Genomic DNA, 20,505 nt, shown 5'->3' on the forward strand with positions numbered 1-20,505 from the left:
GGTAACACCGGCGCGTGCACGGGGGGCAATTTCATGCCGACGCGAGTTCGCGCCGCTGCGCGTGATGCCGCCGCATCCCCTCCGAGATCCGGGCGCGCGCCTCGTCCGGCCAGTGCTGCCCGATCCGGATGTTCAGCGGCAGGAGGTACCCGGCCTGCCGGTACGCGAGCACCGCCGCACCCTCTGCGGTATGACGCTGGTCGTATGGCGCCGAGTAGATGAGCAAAACGCTCGGCGGGGCGTCGAGGCTGCTCAACCACTCGGCGAGACGGGGATTCCAGCGCCAGATGTCCGTATCGTGTCGGCGGACCCAGTGCCGGTACGCGCGGTTTTCTTCGTTGAGGGTGGTGACGCCCACGTATACGGGGCGCCCGGCGTCGTCAAGCAGCGCGTACACGCGGACCGTGGGGAACGGCGGCTCGGCATCGTCGAAGCTGCTGTCAAGCAAGGCGGAATTCTGTACCATTATTTGTGCCAGCTCCTTTCATCGGGCGGTGAATGGCGGCGAGAGGGCCCCGGGCGGGAGAGCCCGGGGCTTCGCCATTTCAGGGGGTTTCCAGGACGCGCACGAGGCTGGCGGTCACGACGACCACCCGGCGCCCGTGGGCCAGCGTCCGCACGGGTGCGTCGCCTCTCTTGACCCGCGCGTACAGCCACGAGCGCGAGCAGCCGAGTGCGGTCGCCGCCTGGGCCGTGGACACCGTGGCGGGCCATTCACGGATCTCGGCGAGGGTCGGTGCGGTGTTCACGAGGCGTCCGCCAGGTAGCCGCACTGCGTCAGGAAGTCGCGGGTCCGTACGCGTACGGCGCGGCCGGTGCGGATGACGGGCCATTCGCCGCGTTCGGCTGCGGCGTAGCCGGTCCGGCGGGCAACGCCCGCGAGGTGGGCGGCGGCAGGTACGGAGATCGTGGGCGACTTCTTGGGGTCCGGAATCTGCATCAGGTTGACGTCAATCTGAGCGTGCAAACGCTCATTCTGATGTGTCATGGCACCATGATTACCGGTGCGCCTGCGATCCGCAAGTGCATCAAGTGCACCTTGTGTTCCGATCATTTTGATGCCAGACTGTGGTCATGGCGGAGAAGCAGAAGACGCTCATCGGTCCTGTCGGCGAGACGCTGATGCACAACATCAAGCGAATTCGCGAAGGTCAGCGGCTCACCTTCGTGAAGCTGTCCGAAGATCTCGCTGAGATCGGGCGTCCGATTCCTATTCTCGGCCTGCGGCGCATCGAACGCGGTGAGCGTCGCGTCGATGCGGAAGAACTGCTTGCCCTCGCATACGTGCTCGGCGTACAGCCGGTGGACCTACTTGTGGCGCCGGAGCTTGACGATGATGCCCCATACAGCATCGCTCCCGGAGTGCGCGCGACAGCGGGGGCGGCCCGTGACTGGATCGGCGGAGTGGGCTTCCTGCCGTCGACGGACGTGGCCGACATGGCACGCGCTTTGCAATGGATGCCGAAGTCACGGCAACCGCTGGTAGCTGCGCGTTGGCTTCAGCGGACGAACGCAGCCCTGCGCGATGAACAGGGCGAAGCGCCTAGAAGGGAGAGTGATGGCTGACCCGATCAAGAAGATCGCGTTGCGCAACGGCGCTGTCCGGTACCGCTTCGTTATCGACGTCGGCCGCGATGAGAACGGCAAGCGCAAGCAGCTGACCTGCACATACGACACGGTAAAAGAAGCGCGCGACGAGTATGCGCGGATCAAGCACCAGCGGAACGCCGGCACGTTCATCGCGCCGATCAAGATGACCCTGGGGGAGTGGCTCGACGAGTGGCTGGAGCACAAGCGGCGCGACGTCGAGGAAACGACGATCCGTACGTACCGGCTTGCCCTGGTGCATGTCTACGACAAGCTCGGGCACATCCGTCTACAGGAGCTGACGGAGGACCACATTCAGGACTTCATCGACGGTCTCGTATCCAGCGGACGGCGCAAGGGTGGAGTGGCCGGCGGTCGGCTAGCAGTGTCGACTGTTGAGGGCGTTCTGACTCGCCTCCGCGAGGCTCTCGGGCGTGCCGTTGTTCGCAAGCTGATCCCGGTCAGCCCTGCCCAGTACGTGCGTGTCGCGCTTCAGGACAAGAAGGCCGACAAGCGGGAGCGCAGGCGGGAGAAGCCCTGGAACGTCGAGGAGGTGCAGCGGTTCATCCGGGGCATCGAGCGGGACCGGCTGTACGCGCCGATGCTGCTCAGCCTTATGGGTCTGCGGCCCGCCGAAGTTTGCGGCCTGCGGTGGTCGGACATCGACCTGAAGCTTGGCACGCTGGAGACGGCGAACACCCGGACGATGATCGGCAACGTTCAGGTGCTGGAGAAAGACACCAAGACGGAGGCCGGTGAACGCGTCCTGCCTCTGCCGTCCAAAGCGCTGGATGCCCTGAAGAAGTTCAAGGCGCGGCAGGCCCGCGAGAAGCTCGCCGCAGGCGAGGGGTACACCGACTCGGAGTACGCCGCGGTCGACGCCCTCGGCAGGCCGATGAACACCCGCCACCTGCGAGAAAAGGCGTATCGCCTCATGCGGGAGCTGGAGCTGCGCAGAGTGCGGTTGTACGACGCCCGCCACTCGTGCCTGACCTACCTGGCGGTGAACGGAGTCCCCGACGTCGTCCTCGCCGCGTGGGCCGGGCACGCCAACGCGGCCTTCACCAAGGCCAAGTACGTTCACCCGAATGTTGACGATCTGCGCCCAGCTGCGACAGCCTGGGATGCATTCCACAGCACGGATGCAGAAAGCGTCGTGTGAGAGTTTGTGAGAAACGATCACTTGTTGATCGCTAGAAAGTGCCTTTGACCTGGGAATTACGCACTCGACGTAGAACAGTGTAGGGATTCTACTGGCGATTCCTGCAGGCCAGCCCCGCGGGCCCGCTCGTGCGAACGTACGAGAGCCGCGTCACCGCTCCGGCACGCCTGCCAGCTCCGCCAGCACGTCCGCGTGGCACGGCTCCGGTGCGCACCAGCAGGCCAGGGTCTTCCCACGCAGCCCGGCCACCAGTTCCAGCAGCTCGGGCCGCTCCAGCAGGTACGCCCGGTACATCGCCATCACCTCGGCCCGGGTGCCGTCCCGCTTCTTCTTCGGGGTGTCGTAGGCGAAGGGGTTGTACAGGGGGTGGCGGGGGAGGTCCCAGCCGCCCATCGTCCAGCGACGGCCCACGTAGACGACGTCCGCGGGGGCGTGCTCCAGCCGGGGGCCGAACTCGTGGATGCGGCCCCTGACGTTGATCACCCGGGTGGGCACGGGAGCCGCCCTACGCCTCGTACGGCAGCAGCTCCGGGCGCTTCGGCGCGCGGCCGTCGCCCGAGGAGCGGCCGGTGAGGCGGCGGCCTATCCACGGCAGCAGGTGCTGCCGGGTGAAGCGGGCGTCCGCGACGCGGCGCGCGACCCAGCCGGGCGGCAGCGTGGCCGGGACCGGCGTGCGCCATCCGGTGTCCTCGGGCTCGTAGCCGAGGGTCTGCCAGACCGCCTCGGCGACCCTGCGGTGCCCCTCGGCCGTCAGGTGCAGCCGGTCCACGTCCCACATCCGGGGATCGGCCAGCGAGGGCGCGCCGTACAGGTCGACGACCAGCGCACCGTGCCGTTCGGCCAGCTCGTCGACGACGGCGAACAGCTCCTCCATGCGCGGCCGGAACCGCTCCAGGACCGGGCCCTGGCGGCCGGGGCTGCGCATCAGCACCAGCTGCTCGCAGGCCGGCGCCAGCCGCTCCACCGCCTCGGTGAGCAGGTCCCGGACCCGGACCATGTCGCACTTGGGGCGCAGCGTGTCGTTGAGACCGCCGACCAGCGTGATGACGTCGGGCCGCATCGCGACCGCCCTGTCCACCTGCTCCTCGACGATCTGCCCGATCAGTTTGCCGCGCACCGCGAGGTTGGCGTAGCGGAATCCGGGGGTCCGGGCGGCCATCCGGGCGGCGAGGAGGTCCGCCCAGCCGCGGTAGGAGCCGTCGGGCCGCAGGTCCGACATGCCCTCGGTGAAGGAGTCGCCGATCGCGACCAGACTGGAGAGTGCGGGAAGCACCGGGTTCTTCTGCATGGCGACAGAGATGGTATCCCGAGGCGCATACCCGCCGGTCGGTCACTCCCTGCGGCGACGACTCCTCCGCCGGTGCGGCCTACGCGTGCTGCCCGAACAGCTCCCGCAGCACGTCCTCCATGGTCACCAGTCCCGCCAGCCGTCCGTCGTCGCCGAGCACGCCCGCCAGGTGGGTACGGCTGCCGCGCATCGCGGTGAGCACGTCGTCCAGCGGGGTGTCCTCCCGCACCCGCGCGATCGGCCGCATGTCCCGCAGCCGGAACGCCTCGTCCCTGGGCGAGGCGTCCAGCGCGTCCTTGACGTGCAGGTAGCCGACGATCCGCCGCCCCTCGTCCACCACCGGGAAGCGGGAGAAGCCCGACTCCGCCGACAGCCGTTCCAGTTCCTCCGGGGTGACGCCGACGCGCGCGTAGACGACGCGTTCCAGCGGTACCACCACGTCCCGCACCGGCCGGCGGCCGAGCTCCAGGGCGTCGTGCAGCCGCTCCTGCGCCCGGTCGTCGATCAGGCCCGCCTCACTCGCGTCCTTGACGATCTCGGCGAGCTCGGTGTCCGTGAAGGTCGCCGAGACCTCGTCCCTGGTCTCCACCCGGAGCAGCTTGAGCAGGCCGTTCGCGAACGCGTTGATCGTGAAGATCACCGGGCGCAGCGCCCGGGACAGGGCGACCAGGGGAGGCCCGAGGAGCAGGGCGCTGCGCACCGGCTCGGCCAGCGCCACGTTCTTCGGCACCATCTCGCCGAGCAGCATGTGCAGGTAGGTCGCCAGCGACAGGGCGATCACGAAGGACACGGCATGGCCCGCGCTGGTGGGCACACCGACCGCGTGGAACACCGGCTCCAGCAGATGCGCGATCGCGGGCTCGGCGACCACACCCAGCACCAGCGTGCACAGCGTGATGCCGAGCTGGGCCGCGGCCAGCAGCGCGGACACGTGCTCCAGGCCCCACAGCACGCTCCTGGCCCGCCGGTCGCCTGCCTCCGCGTGCGGCTCGATCTGGGAGCGGCGCACGGAGATCAGCGCGAACTCGGCGCCGACGAAGAAGGCGTTCACGACCAGCGTCGCGAGACCGATCAGCAGCTGAACGGCGGTCACCGCTGCCCCTCCTGCTCCGTCGTCCCGTCGGCGAGCGGCGCGTGCAGCAGCACCCGGGCCGCCCGACGCCCCGACGCGTCCACCACGTCCAGGCGCCACCCGGCGACCTCGACACTGTCCCCGGTCTCCGGTATCCGGCCCAGCTCGGCCGCGACCAGCCCGGCCAGCGTCTCGTACGGCCCCTCGGGGGCCCGCAGGCCCACGCGGGCGAGCTGGTCCATGCGCGCCGCGCCGTCCGCCGAGTAGAGCGCGCGGCCGGACGCGTCGGCACCGGCGGGGGCGAGGTCGGGCGTCTCGTGCGGGTCGTGCTCGTCGCGGACCTCGCCGACGACCTCCTCGACGATGTCCTCCAGGGTGGCGACCCCGGCCGTACCGCCGTACTCGTCGATGACGACGGCCATGGTGCGCCGGCCGCCGAGGCGGTCCAGGAGGCGGTCGACGGTGAGGGACTCGGGGACCAGCAGGGGTTCGCGCATCATCTGGTCGACCCGGACCCGGGGCCGCTCCTCTGCGGGCATGGCCAGGACGTCCTTGATGTGGGCGGTGCCGACGACCGAGTCCAGGCTGTCCCGGTAGACCGGAAAGCGGGACAGGCCGGTCGCCCGGGTCGCGTTCGCCACGTCCTCGCAGGTCGCCCTGACCTCCAGGGCGACGACCTGGACGCGCGGGGTCATCACGTTCTCGGCCGTGAGATCGGCCAGGTTGAGTGTGCGCACGAACAGCTCCGCGGTGTCCGGCTCCAGCGCGCCCTGCTTGGCGGAGTGCCGGGCCAGCGCGGCCAGCTCCTGGGGCCCGCGGGCGGAGGCCAGCTCCTCGGCGGGCTCGATTCCCAGGCGCCGTACCAGCCGGTTCGCGGCGTTGTTCAGATGCGTGATGAAGGGCCGGAAGGCCGCGCTGAACCAGCGCTGGGCGTTGCCCACCCGCTTGGCCACGGCCAGCGGCGAGGAGATCGCCCAGTTCTTGGGCACCAGCTCGCCGACGACCATCAGGAACACCGTGGACAGCGCGGTGCCGAGCACCAGCGCCAGCGAACTCGCCACCGACGCCCCGATCCCCACCGCTTCCAGCGGGCCGGCCAGCAACTTGGCGATCGAGGGCTCGGCGAGCATGCCGACCACCAGGTTGGTGACCGTGATGCCGAGCTGCGCCCCCGAGAGCTGGAACGTCAGGTTCCGTACGGCCTTGAGGGCGCCGGCCGCCCCGCGCTCGCCGCGCTGCGCGGCCCGCTCCAGCTCGCCGCGCTCGACCGTGGTCAGCGAGAACTCGGCCGCGACGAAGGCACCGCAGGCGAGCGACAGCAGGATCGCCACCAGCAGGAGGAGCACTTCGGTCATCGGGTCACCTCCGTCCCATGGTCGGACAGCGCGGTCGGGACCGCGCGGCGTTGCCTGCGGACAGGACTGGGAGGCTCGCCCATGGAGGGACGCTCACACACCTTTCATGGAGGTACCGGTCGACTCCTCAATGGTAAAGGATCGGCAAAGCGGGGACTCGGTGCCCTCCGCCCGGCCTCACTCGCCGCCCTCCTGCGGCAGGTACCCAGCGGCCCGCCAGGCATGGTGGCCGGTCTCGTGGCGCGCCGACGCGACCGCGTTTCCGCACGGCCCGCCGCCCGGCCGGGCGAACCGGTCCCTGACCGCCTTGGCGCCCGCAAGCGTGCCGCCGCCTGGGCCTAGAGGGGCTTCACCCAGCGTCGCCAGTGGTCCTCGCGGAGGTAGCCACGCGCGGCCCATGTGTGGTGGGCCCGTCCGTTGGCTTCCAGGACCATGGCGTCGACGCGTCGCCCGCCCAGGGCGGCGAAGCGTTGTTCCGCGGCTTGCAGCAGGGCGGTGGCGATGCCTTGCCGACGGAGGCCGGGATGGACGGCCAGTCGGTAGGCGGAGCAACGCCATCCGTCGAAGCCGGCTATGACGGTACCCACGAGAAGGTCGTCGCGTAGGGCCAGGAGCAGGGCCTCCGGGTCTCGTGCGATGAGCCCGGCCACTCCGTCGTGGTCGTCGCTGATGCTCGTTCCTTCTGCGGCGTCACGCCAGAACCGCAGCACGGTGTCGATGTCCGAGAAGGCGGCGTGACGGATGCGGAGATCGCTCATGGGGTGACCCAAGCAGAGTGCCCGCCCGTCCGGCGAACGGGTTTGCCGGTCAAGGCGGAGAACCGTCGCGGCGCACGCCCACTCCGGGAGGGGGGGCCGCCCGCCACGCCGGGCCGCGTGTGGTCGGTCGATGTCCGGGCGGCTCGGCGGGCGGGGACGACTCGATGCAGACTCGATGCGAGTTGCTCCCGCCGACGTGCCGGACGGAGCGTGGCGGTGAGGCAGGGACCATCCCGCACAAGGAGCGACCGGATGACCGCATTGGCTGTTACCGAAGCCGCGCCCAGGCCCGTGGCGGACCCGGACGACGATCTGGCCCTGCGCTTCGCGGCCGGGGACGAGGGCGGTCTGGAGGCGGTCTACCGTCGCTGGGCGCCCCTCGTCCGGTCCCTGGCGCGGCAGTCGCTGTGCGACGGCGCGGAGGCCGAGGACGTCACCCAGACGGTGTTCCTCGCCGCCTGGCGCGGCCGCCATGGCTACCGTCCGGGCCGTGGGCCGCTGCCCGCCTGGCTCGTGGGCATCGCCCGGCGCAAGATCGCCGATGCGCTGTCGGCCCGCACCCGGCGCACGGACGTCGCCGCGGCGGCGGCGCGCGAGCCGGCCCGCTCGCCGGATCCGTCGTGCACCCAGGACGCGGTTCTGGACCGCGTGGACGTCACCCGTGAGCTGCGCCGGCTTCCCGAGGCCCAGCGGCGGGTGCTGTGGCTGGCGTTCTACGGTGACCTGACGCAGACGCAGATCGCCCACGTCACCGGCTGGCCGCTGGGTACGGTGAAGAGTCACGCCCGGCGCGGTCTGCAGCGCCTGGGCCGGAGCCTGGACGCCGAGGCCACGGAGCGAGCACGCTGACCGGACGGTTCGCGTACCGGCGACCGAGTGGGCGGAGCCCGCTCCGGTGCGCCGGAACCAGGCCGGGGAGAGAAACACATGACCAGCGTGAACGCCACTGGGCAGCCTTCGTCCGAGCGGCCCGCCGTACCGGGTGGCGCCGGTCTGACCACCGGGGTGCTGGCCCGCCGCCTGGGCGTGTCGCCCATGACCCTGCGCTCGTGGGACCGCCGCTACGGCATCGGACCGACCGCGCGCACCGAGGGCGGGCACCGTCGCTGGACGGCGGCGGACGTGGCCACGATCGAGGAGATGTGCAGGCTGACGGCGACCGGTATCCCGCCGGCCGACGCGGCCCGCGCCGCCCGTACGGTCGCCGCCGGCCCGCCCTCCACGGCGGAAGCCGCCGCCGTACCGACGCCGGGGCGGTCGCGGGCGGCCGGCGCGCTGCCTCTCGGTGACGTGCGCCAGGAATGCCGCGGCCTGGCCCGCGCCGCCGTACGACTGGACGCCCCCGCGCTCGAAAAGCAGCTCACCGCCGCTGTCGAGCGCTACGGCGTCGTGGTCGCCTGGCAGGAGGTGATGGTCCCCACCCTGCACGCCATAGGACGCCGCTGGGCGTCCTCCGAGGACCAGTACGTGGAAGTGGAGCACCTGCTCGCCTGGCACGTCTCCACCGTGCTGCGCCGCAGCGCGGCGCCGGCCGTCCCCGTGGTCCCGCCCGCGGCCGGCTGCGTCCTGCTGGCCTGCGCGCCAGGGGAACAGCACACCCTGCCCCTGGAGGCGCTGCACGCGGCGCTCGGTCGCGAGGGCCTGCCGGTCCGCATGCTGGGAGCCGCGGTGCCCGTCGAGGCGCTGGACGCGGCGGTGCGCCGGCTCGGTCCGGTCGCGGTCGTGCTGTGGGCCCAGGAGAGCGCACGGGCGGCACCGGCCCTGGCCCGGCATATCGCCGGGCAGCGCTGGGGCATGAAGGGGACGCGGCGCGGTCCGGCGGTGCTGCTGGGCGGCCCCGGCTGGAGCCGGTCCCAGCCCGCCGGCGTGCTCAGGCCGGCCGGACTGGCGCAGGCGGTGGAGGCGCTGCGCGCCTTGTGCACAGCGGGATGAGCCGACGGACACGTCCCCGTCCACTCCACCGCGGGCCGTACCGCGAGACCCGCCCCGTCGGACGCCTCGACACCGCCCCGTCGGACACCCGCCCCGGCACCGCCCCGTCCGACGCCCGCCCGACACGGCGCTCGTCCGTGCGCCGCCGGTACCCGGCGGTGTCGGGGCACGCGCTGGGCGTGGCTCGCCCGCACGCGGGGACGCGTGCGGTGGCCGACGGCCCGGCGGCCGTCCTCCGGCCGGCCCTCAGGCGGTCCCCCGGGCCCGCTTGAAGCGGTCCAGGCCCTCCGCCAGGGACACCACCGGCTCGGGGTAACCGGTGCTCCCGCGCTCCGGCGCCGGAAGCTTCCACGGTTCGTGCACGGCGGCCGCCTTCACGTCCGCCAGTTCCTGCACCCAGCGCCGCACATATGCTCCGTCCGGGTCGTACCGCTTGCCCTGGGTGACGGGGTTGAGCACCCGGTTGGGCCGGGTGTCGGTGCCCGTGCCGGCCATCCACTGCCAGTTCAGCTGGTTGTTCGCCATGTCGCCGTCCACCAGCAGGTCCAGGAAGTGCCGGGCGCCCACCCGCCAGTCGACGTACAGCGTCTTGGTGAGGAAGCTCGCGGCCAGCAGGCGGCCCCGGTTGTGCATCCAGCCCTCGTGGCGCAGCTGGCGCATCGCCGCGTCGACGATCGGGTAGCCGGTGCGTCCCTCCCGCCACGTCTGGGCGTCAGCCTCCGCGTCCCTTCCACCGCGCCACCGGTCGCGGTGGGTGCGGTAGTCGCGTGCGGCGGCGTCGGGGCGTGCGGCGAGCACCTGCCGGTTGAAGTCGCGCCAGGCGACCTGCCGTACGAACGCCTCCGCGCCCGCGCCGCCGGCCCTGCGGGCCCGGTGCACCACCTCGACCGGTGACAGGGTGCCGAAATGCAGGTGGGGCGAGAGCCGGGAGGTGGCGTCGCCCGCCAGGTCGTCGTGGCACTCCTCGTACGCGGCCACGCCGGAGCGCAGCCACGCGGTGAGCCTGCGCCGTCCCTCGGTCTCACCGCCCGCGCAGAGCCCGGGCGACACCCCGTTCACGTCGGCGCGCTTCGGCAGCGGGGCGGAACCCACCTGCTCCGGCACGACGACCGCACCCGGCGCGTCCAGCGCGTCCCGCAGACCCTGCGCGGACCAGCGCCGGTAGTACGGCGTGAACACCGCGAAATGATCGGAGGAGGCCGGGGTCACCGCTCCCGGCGCCACGGCCGTACAGACCGTGTCGTGCACGTACAGGCGCCGCCCGTCGGCCTCCAGCGCCCGGCGCAGCCGCCGCTCGCGCATGTGCGCGAACGCGCTCACGTCGCCCGCCATGTGCACCTCGTCGGCGTCCGCCTCGGCGGCCACCCGGCACACCTCCGTGACGGTGTCGCCCTCGCGCAGCACCAGCCGGCCGCCCCGCTCCCGCAGCCGGGCGTCCAGGTCCCGGAGGCAGTCGGACAGGAAAGCGAGCCGGTTCGGCGCGGCGAAGCCCGCCGCGTCCACGGCCGGGTCGCGCACGAACAGCGGTACCACCCGGCCACCGCCGTGCAGGGCCGCGCGCAGCGGCGGGTGGTCCGACAGGCGCAGATCACAGGTGAACAGGACGACCGAGGTCTGCATGGGGGGCTCGCTTCCGCTTGTCGGTGGGGGAACTCTCGGATGGCTTCGCCCTCTCGGCCGGTGCCGGATGCGGCGGGCCGCCGGAAGTCCCCCGATCGGATGCCTCCCCTGCCTCCCCTCCGCGGCGGCGGTCGGCGGGGAGATGTCCCGTCCCGGAAGGACGTCGGGCACCCGGCGAGGAGGGCGGCGTCGTCACCCGAAGGACGGGCGGTGCGGAATCCGGTGCGTCCTCCGGGCGAGCCGACCTCTGACCGGGCACGGGGCCACCACCGGCGGAAGGTCCATTGCGCCGAACGGGACTCACGTGTGTCCGCCCTCCTCGTGCGAAGTCCGCCGCCCCGTCGCCGCTCAGCCCGGGAAGCGGCCTGTCGACCGCAGCTGCCAGCGGCGCTCGGCGTAGGCCAGGTCGTCCCGCCACAGCCGCGCGGCCGCGGCACGCACCAGGGGACGCAGCATCGGTGCGGCCCGGCGGGCGGCCGCGAAGCCCGGGCGGTGCGAGGCGGCGAGCACCGCCTCGACGACGGCGGTGCGCGGCCGGCCCGTGCCGTCCGCGCCGAGCGGCGTGGCATGCGTCTCCACGACGGAGCCCGCGCCCTCGCCCTCGGTGATGCGCATGACGACCGTGCGGGGTTCGGGCGCGGTGAAGACGGCGCGGACCGGCACCACCAGCCGTCCTGCCACCTTGAAGGACACGTCGACGGTCAGCGTGTCGGGGTCGTCGTCCACCGCGCCGGCCCGGCCGCCGGGTGCGTCCACCACGGTCAGGTCGACGAACGAGTAGGGGTGGAACCACGCCCCGTGCCACGGATCGAGCCGGTTGGCCACCACGTCCTCGGGCTCGCAGACCCCCACTGCCGTGTACACGGCCGTCAGGGTGCGCGCGGGTTCGGGCCGCCACGGTACGACCGGTGCGTCCAGCGGCTCCTCGCCGCCCACCGCGTCCAGCCTGGTCCACACCAGTACCCCGTCGTCGTGCACCGGCAGTGGCGACCAGCCCGCGTACGGGGCCCCGTCCAGGGCCAGCCCGTGCCAGTGGCACACCAGCGTGCCGCAGCGCACCGGACTGTCCCGCAGCGGTGCTCCCAGGTGCGGGCAGACACCCGGTCCGCCGACGGGGCGCCCGTCGGGACCGCGCCACACCACGACCTCCTGCCCCGCCACGGTCCGCGCCAGCTTGCCGTCACCCCGCAGGGCGCGGGAGGCCCCGACGACGTACCAGTTCCCCGACGGGCGGGCCTGCGCCCGTTTCAGCGCCCCGGCGATCAGCCCGGGCCGCGCCTCCTGCCAGGTGGGCCGCTGACGCTCCCAGGAGACGGCGGGCCGGCGCAGCGACAGCGGCAGGCGGCGGCGGTTCACGCGACCTCCTCGGTGGAGCGGACGGCCGTCGTCGGTGAGGACGCGGCTGCGGGCAGGGCGCGGGCGGAAGGGGGCGGGCGGTGTCCGGGGACGGTCCGCGCGCGCAGTCGGGCCGCCGCCACCCGGACCAGCCCGTCGGCCGCGACCACCGCCCTGCGCCGCCGCGGCACCACCGACCGCCGGTGCAGCACGGCGTAGCCGTCGCGGGCGACGGCGTCCAGGATGCCGCCGTAGAGGACGGCCGCGGCGCGGATGCAGGGCCGCGCCACCGGGTCGAGCAGTTCGACACCGGGCATCGCCGCCCGGTACACGCCGCGGGTCAGCGCCTCGAACTCCCTGAGGGCGGCGGTGATCCGGCTGTCCGGGAGGCCCGTCGCGCGACTCCAGGCCAGCAGCTCCCGGTCCACGCCGTTGGCGGCGAGCAGGTCGGCGGGCAGGTAGACGCGCCCGCGGTCCAGGTCCTCGCCGACGTCCCGCAGGAAGTTGCTCAGCTGGAAGGCGACACCGAGCGCCGCGGCGTACGGCGCGGCCTCCTCCCGCGGCACCACCGTGCCCAGTACGGGCAGCATCTCGAGCCCGATCACCGCGGCCGAGCCGTGCATGTACGCGCGCAGGTCGGCGTAGCTGGGGTAGGCCGTCACGACCAGGTCGGAGCGCATCGCGGCCATGAAGTCCCGGAAGTGGGTGTGGTCGATGGCGTAGCGGCGGGCAGTGTCGGCGAGCGCGCGCACCACCGGCTGCCCGCCGCCCCGCCGCAGCCCCTCCTCCAGTTCCTCCTGGAGCCGGGCCAGCGCCCGCACCCGCACGTCGGGTCCGGCGCCGGGGTCGAGGGAGTCGACGATGTCGTCGGCCCAGCGGGCGAAGCCGTACAGGGCGTGCACGGCGGGTCGTCGCTCGACGGGCAGCAGCCGGGTGGCGAGGAAGTAGGTCCTGCCGTGCCGGGCGTTGAGGGCGCGGCAGTGGCGGTAGGCCGCGCGCAGCGCCGCATCGCTGATCCCCGCCGCGTCCAGCTCTCGGTCGGTCATCGTGTCCTGCCTTCGGTCGCAGGGGCCGTCGGGTCGGCCGGAGGGCTTTCCGGCAGCGGAGGCTGCTGTGCGGCGGCCGAGGGGTCGGCCGGGGAGTCCGGCGGGGAGGCCGGCGGCTCCAGCGGTACGGAGAGGCGGTCGCGAGGTGCCTCAGGAGCTGGGCGGACGGCCGCGGACCGCTGCCCGGCAGCCCGGAACGCGGACGGGCCCGGGGAGCCCGTGGGGGCCGGGGCACCGGTCGGGCCGATGGCGGCGGTCGCGGAGGGGCGCGCGCGGCGGCTTCGGCGGCCGGGTACTCCCGTGACACGGGCCGCGGCCAGCTTCCCTGACAGCAGCACGGTCGGCACCCCCACGCCAGGCGTGGTCCCGCAGCCGGCCAGGACCGCGTTCTCGGTGCCGCGCACCAGGTTGCGCGGTCGGAACGGCCCGGTCTGCGCGAAGGTGTGGGCGGCCGAGAAGGGGGTGCCGGCGGCGTGCCCCTGGGCGTGCCAGTCGGCCGGGGTGATCAGGCACTCCTCCTCGATGGCGGCTTCGATGCCGTCCAGTCCGCGCCGCTCCAGCTCCCGCAGCAGCGTGTCCCGGTAGCGCGGGCCGAGGTCGGACCAGGCCGCCGCGTCCGGGCCGATGTCGGTGTTGGGGCAGGGAGCGAGGATGTAGTGCAGGTGGTGGCCCGGCGGCGCGAGGCCGGGGTCGGTGGTGGTGGGGCGGGTGACGAGCAGCGACGGATCGCTCATCAGCCGTCCGGCGCGGGTGAGTTCGTCGAACGTGGTGCGCCACGCCGCGCCGAACGAGATCGTGTGGTGGGCGAGGTGGGGCCAGGTGCGGTCGGTGCCGGCGTGCAGCACCACCGCGGAGGGGGATTGGCGCAGTCGGAGCGGTCGGCGCGGCCTGCGGCCGAGCAGGCGGTAGGTGACCGGCAGGTCCGGGGTGAGGACGACCGCGTCGCACGGGATGCGGCCGGTGTCGCTGACGACCGCCGTGATGCGCTCGCCCGACCGCTCCAGGCGGGTCACCCGCTGCCCGAACCGCAGATCGGCGCCTGCCGCGGCGGCCGCCTCCGCCATCGCCCGCGGCAGGGCGTGCATGCCGCCCCGGGGGAAGTACACGCCGGCGACGGTGTCCATGTAGGCGATGACCGCGTAGGCCGCCAGCGCCCGCTCCGGAGGCACACCCGCGTACAGGGCCTGGAAGGAGAACACCCGGCGCAGCCGCTCGTCGCTCAGGAAACGGCCGATCCGGGTGTCCAGGCGGCCGAAGCCGCCCAGCGCCGCCAGCCGGGCGAGGTCGCCGTTGAGCAGGCCGAGCGGTGAGTCGAAGTTGGCGTCGATGAACCGGCGCATCTGGGCCCGGTACAGCCGCTGAAGCCACTCGCGCAGCCGCCGGTAGCCCGCCGCCTCCGCCGCTCCGGCGAACCGTTCCACCTCCGCGGCCATCGCGTCCGCGCCGGTGTGCACGTCGAGGCTGCTGCCGTCCGCGAAGCGGGCCCGGTAGGCGGGGTGCAGGGGGATCAGCTCCACCCGCTCGTACAGGCTGTCGCCGACGGCGGCGAACGCCTCGTCGGCCAGCTCGGGCATGGTCAGCACGGTGGGGCCGGTGTCGATCCGGTAGCCGGCCAGCTCGAGGCGTCCGGCCCGGCCGCCGGGCAGCTCGTCACGCTCGACGACGGTGACCCGGCGTCCGGCACCCAGCAGGTGCAACGCCGCCGACAGCCCGGCCAGTCCGGCGCCGACGACCACCACGTGGTCCGTGGGACCGGGCAGAGTGCGGGTCACCGGCCACTCCCCGCACCGCCGCGGGCACCGGACGGGTACGGACCGTGCGCGGCCCGCAGACGTAGGACGGCATCCCCACCCGGCCGCGCCCCTCCCGGCCCGCCTTCTCCGCCTTCTCCGCCTTCTCCGCCTTCTCCGGCTCGGGCTTCTCCGGCTCCGGCTCGGGCTTCTCCGGCTCTGGCTCGGGCTTCTCCGGCTCCGGCCTCTCCGGCTCCGGCTCCTCCCGGTTCGGTTTCTCCGGCTCCGGCTTCTCTCGGCCGGCCCCCACCCGGTCCGGCTTCTCCCGGTCGTGCCCCCGCCGCCGCGACCAGCAGGCCGCGCAGTGGCTCGGCGCCCTCCGGGTCGAGCAGGGCGCCGTCGAAGTGCCGCAGCCCCTGCGCGGCAAGCCGGTCGATCTTGCTCTCCACGGTGGCGCGCGCCCCTGTCGCGACCAGCACGTCCCGCACCTCGTCCAGACCTCGCCCGGTGAGCGCCGCGTCACCGAGCCGGCGGTCCAGGACGCCCAGTGCGGCGCCGTCGCCGGCCCTCTCGGCACGCGCGCGTGCGACCGCGACCAGATAGGTCGGTTTGCCCTCCCGGATGTCCCCGCCGCAGGCCTTGCCGGTCTCCAGCGGGTCGCCGAAAACGTCGTCCAGGTCGTCGCGCAGCTGGAACGCCATGCCCACACAGCGTCCGGCCTCGCACAGCCGACGTAGCGTCAGATCGTCCGCGCCCGCCGCGGTGGCCCCCAGGGCGAGGGGCCGCTCCACGGAGTACAGGGCGCTCTTCAGGCGGGCGGCGCGCAGCGCGCGGGGCAGGGACCGCGGCGCGGTGATCTGGCCCTGTACGTCCAGGTACTGGCCCGCCACCATCTCCGTGCGCATGTCGCTCCACAGCCGCCGCACCACCACCCCGGTCCAGGGCGCCAGCGGCGACTCCGCCACCAGGTCGTCGGCCCAGGCCAGCGCCAGGTCCCCGGCGAGGACCGCGGCCGACTGCCCGAACCGCCCGGCCCGTTCGGGTCCCACCTCGCCGGCAAACCTGTCGGTCAGGTCCGTGTGCAGCGCGGGCCGGCCACGCCGCAGCGAGGCCCGGTCCATCACGTCGTCGTGCACGAGCGCGCACGTCTGGAGCAGTTCCAGGGCGGCTGCGATCTGCAGGGCCGCCGCCGCGGCCGCCGGGTCCCGGCCCCCGCAGGCTCGCGAGGCCCACCAGACCAACTGCGCGCGCGTCCGCTTGCCACCCTGCAGAGTGAAGCGTGCCACTCGTTCGGCCAGCTCCTCGGCGAACAGGGGATCCGCCAGCCGGGCGCGGCGCAGGCGCTCCGCCAGCACATGGTCGAGCATCCGGCCGACAGCGCCGGGCACATCGGCGTCGACCTCACGCACCTCGGCGGACCCGGCGGGAAGCGGTCCGCTCGCCACCGGGCGTGCCTCGGTCCTGCCGGGTCCCTCTCCGCCGTCGGCCACCGGCCTGCGCGCAAGTGACGCCACGGGCGCGGCCGCCATCGGCCGCGGCGGCGCGCTCGCGGGGTGGTCCTTCGCGTGCGTGGGACGCATACCGGTTCCCTCCGTCGTGTCTGTGTCCGTCGTTCCCGTCACCCGTCTGCTTCGGCGCGGGCGGCGCGGACGGATGCGCGCACGTGTCACGCGATCGCGGCGGCCACCGGGGCCGCCCACTCCACCGTGCCGTCTCCGGCGTTCGGCCGCTCGCCGTCAGCGAGGTGCCTGCATCCGCCGGGGTACACAATCCGGAAGACCAGGCCGGGGCAGCCGAGAGCGGGCGCCGTGTCCTCCGACCGCCCGTCCGGAGCGCGGCACCGCCGCAGGACCCGCCGCCGGGAGTGGCACGCGGACCGGACCGGAACGCCGAGGATGCCGAGGAAGCCGAGGAAGGGAGAGGCCGTGCCGGAGACTGACGTGGCCGTCGTCGGTGCGGGCGCCGCCGGGCTGTCGCTGGCCCACCGGCTCGCCGGAAGCGTGCCAGGCCTGCGGACACCGTCCGTGGTGCTGGTCGACGCGCCGCCCGGACCGCTGCGGCCGCCCCCACGGACCTGGTGCTACTGGGCGGCGGGACCCGGGCGGTTCGACGCGGCGGTGCGAGCCGAGTGGCAGCGCCTGCGGGTGCGCCCGCGCACCGGCGCCCCGGTCGAAGGGGGGATCGCCCCGCTGCGCTACCGCATGATCCGCTCCGGCGACTTCGAGCGCCTGGTCTCCCGGGACCTGGCCCGCAGCCCCAACGTCCGGCGCCTGGAAGCGACTGTCGAGGCGGTGGAGGACGTGCCCGGTGGCACGCACCTCCACCTGAGGGACGCCGACGGCCGGGCGCGGCTGCTCAGTGCCCGCTGGGTCCTCGACTCCCGCCCACCGGGCAGCCTGCCGGCCGCACGCACCGCCTTGCTCCAGCACTTCCACGGCTGGTTCGTGCGCACCGCCCGGCCCGCCTTCGACCCGGCCGTCGTGGAACTGATGGACTTCCGCACCCCGCAGCCCGACCACGGCCTGTCCTTCGGCTACGTCCTGCCGACCGGGCCGTGCGAGGCGCTGGTGGAGTACACCGAGTTCTCCCGGCACGTCCTCACGCGGGAGCGCTACGAGGCCGCCGTACGGCACTACGCCGACGAGGTGCTGCGGATCGGCGAACGCCAGGTCCTGGCCACCGAGACCGGCGTCATCCCGATGACCGACGCGCCGATCCCCCGGCAGAGCGGAGCCTCGGTCTTCCGCATCGGCGCCGCCGGCGGAGCCACCCGCCCCGCCACCGGGTACACCTTCGCCGGACTGCAGCGCCAGACGACTGCCGTCGCCGAGGCCCTGCGCCGCGGGCGCCGCCCGATGCCGCCCCCCGCCCACTCGGCGCGTTCCCGCGCCATGGACGCCGTCCTGCTGCGCGCCCTGGACAGCGGCCGTGCCGACGGCCCCGAACTGTTCTGCCGGCTGTTCGCCCGCGTGCCCATGGCACGGCTGCTGCGCTTCCTCGACGGAGACACCCGCCTGCACGAGGACCTGCGCATCGGCCTGCACGCACCCGTCGGCCCGATGCTGCGCTCCGCCCTGGAGCTGCCCCGCCTGCCCCGCCGTCCCTTCGACCCACCCGCGCCGCCGCATCCGTCGGCACCTTGCGCCACCGAGCCGCATCCGCCGCCCCCCTAGGCCCGTCCGCCGCCCAGCCAGCCCCATCCGCCGCCCGCCCAGCCCCATCCGCCGGCGCCGCCCGCCCCGCGCCGGACCCACCCGCCCCGCACCTCCTCCCGACGGAGACCGCATGACGCTGCTGCGCGACGACGACCTCGCCGCCGCCTTCGACCACGCCTCCCGCAGCTACGACACGTTCGTGGCCGTCAACCCCGGCTACCACGCCCACCTGCGCCGCTCGGCGCGGCGGCTCGGCCTGCCCGGACGGGGCCAGGGGCTGCGCCTGCTCGACCTCGGCTGCGGTACCGGCGCCTCCACCGCCGCGCTGCGCCGCGTCCTGCCCGCCGCCGACGTCACGGCCGTGGACGCCTCGGCCGGCATGCTCCGGCGGGCCGCGGCCAAACCGTGGGCGGACGGGGTGACCTTCGTGCACGCCCCTGCCGAGCGGCTGTCCGAGGCCGGGGTGCGCGGCCCCTTCGACGCCGTGTTCGCGGCCTACCTCCTGCGCAACGTCACCGATCCCGACGCCGTCCTCGCCGCCGTGCACGGGCTGCTGCGGCCGGGCGGGCGGCTCGCCGTGCACGAGTACACCCTCCGCGGGCGGCGCGCCGACCGAGCGGTGTGGACGCTGGTGTGCCGGGGTGTCGTACAGCCCGTGGCGACCCTGCTGGGGGACGGGCCGCTGTACCGGCACCTGTGGCGCAGCGTGGTCGAGTTCGACACCGCCGGGCGCCTCGCGCGGAGGCTCGGCGCGGCCGGCTTCGACCAGGTGCGAGCCCTGCCCTTGCCGGGCTGGCAGACCGGCATCACCCATACCTTCGTCGCGCGCCGGGCGCCCGGCCCCCGGGAGGACGCATGAGGACCGCACACCAGGGCGCCGCGCGCCGGGGACGCGACCGGCGGGCCCGGATCCTGCCGGCCCGGCCCGGCGCCTCCCGGGTGCAGGGGAGCCCGCCGTCGGTGGCGGTGGTCGGCGCGGGCATCGCCGGCCTGGCCGCCGCCACCGCGCTCGCCGAGCGCGGGGTGGCCGTCACCGTGTACGAGAAGCAGCCGTACCTCGGCGGGCGGGTCGGCGGCCGGCCGACCGAACTGCGCGACGGCACCACGGTGACCATGAGCCGCGGATTCCACGCGTTCTTCCGCCAGTACTACAACCTGCGCGGACTGCTGCGCCGGACCGACCCCGGCCTGGAGCGCCTCACCGGCCTTCCGGACTACCCGCTGCTGCACGCCGGCGGCCTGCGCGACAGTTTCCGGCACGTCCCGCGCACCCCGCCGCTCAGCGCGCTCGGCTTCGCGGCACTGAGCCCCTCCTTCCGTCTCGCGGACCTGCGCGCCATGGCCCCGCGTGCGGCCCTGCCCCTGCTCGACGTGCGCGTGCCCGAGGTGTACGACCAGCTGGACGGCACCAGCGCCCACGACTTCCTGGACGTCGTGGGATTCCCGGCAGACGCCCGGCACCTGGCCTTCGAGGTCTTCTCCCGGAGCTTCTTCGCCGATCCGCGTCAGCTGTCGGCGGCCGAGATGGCGCTGATGTTCCACATCTACTTCCTCGGCTCCGCCGAGGGCCTGCTGTTCGACGTGCCCCGCGCCCCCTTTCCGGCCGCCCTGTGGGACCCGCTCGCCGGCTACCTGGCCCGGCACCACGCGCAGGTGCGCACCGGCACGGCCGTCGAGCACGTCACGCCCACCCCGGACGGCGGTCTCGTGGTCGCCTCCGAACGGGACGAGCGGCCCTACGACGGGGTCGTCCTCGCCCTGGACAGCTCGGGGCTCCGCTCGCTGGTCGAGCGCAGCCGGCACCTGGGCGACGCGCCGTGGCGCGAGCGGATCGGACGGCTGCGTACCGCCCCGCCCTTCCTGGTGAGCCGGGTGTGGCTGGACCGGCCCGTCGCACCCGACCGGCCAGGCTTCCTCGGCACCAGCGGCTTCGGCACCCTGGACAACATCAGCGTGCTGGAACGCTACGAGGACGAGGCGGCACGCTGGAGCGCGCGCACCGGCGGTTCCGTCGTCGAACTGCACGCCTACGCCGTACCGCCCGGAGTTGCCCGGGACGTCGAACACGAGCGCCTCCTCGGCCAACTGCACCGCGTCTACCCGGAGACCACCACGGCCACGGTGGTCGACGCCCGCCACGAGTGGCGCGAGGACTGCCCCCTGTTCCCGGTGGGCGGCTACGGCGACCGCCCCGCCGTCCGCACCCCGCACCCCCGACTGTTCGTGGCCGGCGACCTGGTCCGCACCGGCCTGCCCGTGGCGCTCATGGAACGGGCGGCCACGAGCGGCTTCCTCGCGGCCAACGCCCTGCTGGAGCAGTGGGGGGTGCGGGGCCAGACGCTGTGGACGGTCCCCGACCGCGGGCGGAGCGCACTCCTGAGGGCCCTGGCCGCACGGGGGCGGACACCCGCCGTCCGCGGACGGCCGCACTGACCCGCGGGGGCGCGGGAGGGCGCGGGAGCCGG

General features: G+C 74.0%; 20 protein-coding genes. 7 read left to right on the top strand and 13 right to left on the bottom strand.

Annotation, left to right across the window (positions count from 1 at the left end; genetic code table 11):
- Nucleotides 1-31: 31 nt before the first annotated feature.
- The 3 genes from ACFY0K_RS00090 to ACFY0K_RS00100 all read right to left on the bottom strand — a co-directional run bounded on the left by ACFY0K_RS00090 (nt 32) and on the right by ACFY0K_RS00100 (nt 967).
- Entirely contained in the window at nt 32-448 is a 417-nt protein-coding gene (locus tag ACFY0K_RS00090; RefSeq protein WP_390637847.1) for a hypothetical protein, read from the bottom strand.
- 97 nt (nt 449-545) lie between these two features.
- Nucleotides 546-749 carry a DNA-binding protein gene (locus ACFY0K_RS00095; RefSeq protein ID WP_390637848.1) on the bottom strand — a complete coding sequence of 68 codons (204 nt, stop codon included), beginning with the start codon at nt 747-749 and terminating at the stop codon, nt 546-548.
- The gene (locus ACFY0K_RS00100; RefSeq protein ID WP_390637849.1) at nt 746-967 is read right to left on the bottom strand and encodes a hypothetical protein; all 222 of its coding nucleotides are present in this window, start codon (nt 965-967) and stop codon (nt 746-748) included. The genes ACFY0K_RS00095 and ACFY0K_RS00100 overlap by 4 nt, the downstream gene beginning before the upstream one ends.
- Nucleotides 968-1,074: 107 nt before the next feature.
- Here ACFY0K_RS00100 and ACFY0K_RS00105 point away from each other — a divergent pair, with 107 nt between their 5' ends.
- Both ACFY0K_RS00105 and xerC read left to right on the top strand, forming a co-directional pair.
- Nucleotides 1,075-1,566, top strand: coding sequence for a helix-turn-helix domain-containing protein (locus ACFY0K_RS00105; protein ID WP_390637850.1), 492 nt, complete (start codon nt 1,075-1,077; stop codon nt 1,564-1,566).
- Nucleotides 1,559-2,749 (top strand): tyrosine recombinase XerC, encoded by a 1,191-nt coding sequence (gene xerC / locus ACFY0K_RS00110; RefSeq protein ID WP_390637851.1) that lies wholly within the window; start codon nt 1,559-1,561, stop codon nt 2,747-2,749. Before ACFY0K_RS00105 ends, xerC begins: the two co-directional genes overlap by 8 nt.
- 150 nt (nt 2,750-2,899) lie before the next feature.
- Here xerC and ACFY0K_RS00115 read toward each other — a convergent pair whose 3' ends face one another.
- The 5 genes from ACFY0K_RS00115 to ACFY0K_RS00135 all read right to left on the bottom strand — a co-directional run bounded on the left by ACFY0K_RS00115 (nt 2,900) and on the right by ACFY0K_RS00135 (nt 7,222).
- Entirely contained in the window at nt 2,900-3,244 is a 345-nt protein-coding gene (locus tag ACFY0K_RS00115) for a DUF4326 domain-containing protein (RefSeq protein ID WP_351955724.1), read from the bottom strand.
- Between the two features lie 10 nt (nt 3,245-3,254).
- Nucleotides 3,255-4,037, bottom strand: a complete 783-nt coding sequence (locus ACFY0K_RS00120) for an SGNH/GDSL hydrolase family protein (protein ID WP_390637852.1) — start codon at nt 4,035-4,037, stop codon at nt 3,255-3,257.
- A 79-nt stretch (nt 4,038-4,116) separates the two neighbouring features.
- Nucleotides 4,117-5,130 carry a hemolysin family protein gene (locus ACFY0K_RS00125; protein ID WP_351955722.1) on the bottom strand — a complete coding sequence of 338 codons (1,014 nt, stop codon included), beginning with the start codon at nt 5,128-5,130 and terminating at the stop codon, nt 4,117-4,119.
- Nucleotides 5,127-6,464: a hemolysin family protein gene (locus ACFY0K_RS00130; protein ID WP_390637853.1), complete on the bottom strand. Its 1,338-nt coding sequence runs from the start codon at nt 6,462-6,464 to the stop codon at nt 5,127-5,129. The genes ACFY0K_RS00125 and ACFY0K_RS00130 overlap by 4 nt, the downstream gene beginning before the upstream one ends.
- A 338-nt stretch (nt 6,465-6,802) precedes the next feature.
- On the bottom strand, nt 6,803-7,222 hold the full coding sequence (locus ACFY0K_RS00135; RefSeq protein WP_390637854.1) for a GNAT family N-acetyltransferase: 420 nt from the start codon (nt 7,220-7,222) through the stop codon (nt 6,803-6,805).
- 252 nt (nt 7,223-7,474) lie between these two features.
- Here ACFY0K_RS00135 and ACFY0K_RS00140 point away from each other — a divergent pair, with 252 nt between their 5' ends.
- Complete coding sequence (locus tag ACFY0K_RS00140; protein WP_390637855.1) at nt 7,475-8,071, top strand: RNA polymerase sigma factor; 597 nt, start codon at nt 7,475-7,477, stop codon at nt 8,069-8,071.
- 78 nt (nt 8,072-8,149) lie between these two features.
- Nucleotides 8,150-9,154: a MerR family transcriptional regulator gene (locus ACFY0K_RS00145; RefSeq protein ID WP_390637856.1), complete on the top strand. Its 1,005-nt coding sequence runs from the start codon at nt 8,150-8,152 to the stop codon at nt 9,152-9,154.
- A 246-nt stretch (nt 9,155-9,400) separates the two neighbouring features.
- Here the strand turns inward: ACFY0K_RS00145 and ACFY0K_RS00150 are convergent, their stop codons facing one another.
- The 5 genes from ACFY0K_RS00150 to ACFY0K_RS00170 form a co-directional block, all read right to left on the bottom strand.
- Nucleotides 9,401-10,774, bottom strand: coding sequence for a cryptochrome/photolyase family protein (locus tag ACFY0K_RS00150; RefSeq protein ID WP_390637857.1), 1,374 nt, complete (start codon nt 10,772-10,774; stop codon nt 9,401-9,403).
- Nucleotides 10,775-11,122: 348 nt separating this feature from the next.
- Nucleotides 11,123-12,130, bottom strand: a complete 1,008-nt coding sequence (locus ACFY0K_RS00155; protein WP_390637858.1) for a DUF5914 domain-containing protein — start codon at nt 12,128-12,130, stop codon at nt 11,123-11,125.
- On the bottom strand, nt 12,127-13,155 hold the full coding sequence (locus ACFY0K_RS00160; RefSeq protein ID WP_390637859.1) for a phytoene/squalene synthase family protein: 1,029 nt from the start codon (nt 13,153-13,155) through the stop codon (nt 12,127-12,129). The genes ACFY0K_RS00155 and ACFY0K_RS00160 overlap by 4 nt, the downstream gene beginning before the upstream one ends.
- Complete coding sequence (locus ACFY0K_RS00165) at nt 13,152-14,927, bottom strand: phytoene desaturase (protein WP_390637860.1); 1,776 nt, start codon at nt 14,925-14,927, stop codon at nt 13,152-13,154. The genes ACFY0K_RS00160 and ACFY0K_RS00165 overlap by 4 nt, the downstream gene beginning before the upstream one ends.
- Entirely contained in the window at nt 14,924-16,465 is a 1,542-nt protein-coding gene (locus tag ACFY0K_RS00170) for a polyprenyl synthetase family protein (RefSeq protein WP_390637861.1), read from the bottom strand. The genes ACFY0K_RS00165 and ACFY0K_RS00170 overlap by 4 nt, the downstream gene beginning before the upstream one ends.
- 345 nt (nt 16,466-16,810) lie before the next feature.
- Here ACFY0K_RS00170 and ACFY0K_RS00175 point away from each other — a divergent pair, with 345 nt between their 5' ends.
- The 3 genes from ACFY0K_RS00175 to ACFY0K_RS00185 all read left to right on the top strand — a co-directional run bounded on the left by ACFY0K_RS00175 (nt 16,811) and on the right by ACFY0K_RS00185 (nt 20,473).
- Nucleotides 16,811-18,058: a lycopene cyclase family protein gene (locus ACFY0K_RS00175; protein WP_390637862.1), complete on the top strand. Its 1,248-nt coding sequence runs from the start codon at nt 16,811-16,813 to the stop codon at nt 18,056-18,058.
- Nucleotides 18,059-18,170: 112 nt separating this feature from the next.
- A complete protein-coding gene (locus tag ACFY0K_RS00180) occupies nt 18,171-18,899 on the top strand; it encodes a class I SAM-dependent methyltransferase (protein WP_390637863.1) in 729 nt (242 codons plus the stop codon).
- Entirely contained in the window at nt 18,896-20,473 is a 1,578-nt protein-coding gene (locus ACFY0K_RS00185) for an FAD-dependent oxidoreductase (RefSeq protein WP_390637864.1), read from the top strand. The genes ACFY0K_RS00180 and ACFY0K_RS00185 overlap by 4 nt, the downstream gene beginning before the upstream one ends.
- Nucleotides 20,474-20,505: the final 32 nt, after the last annotated feature.

Source organism: Streptomyces sp. NPDC001507, assembly GCF_042894765.1.
Taxonomy (GTDB): domain Bacteria; phylum Actinomycetota; class Actinomycetes; order Streptomycetales; family Streptomycetaceae; genus Streptomyces.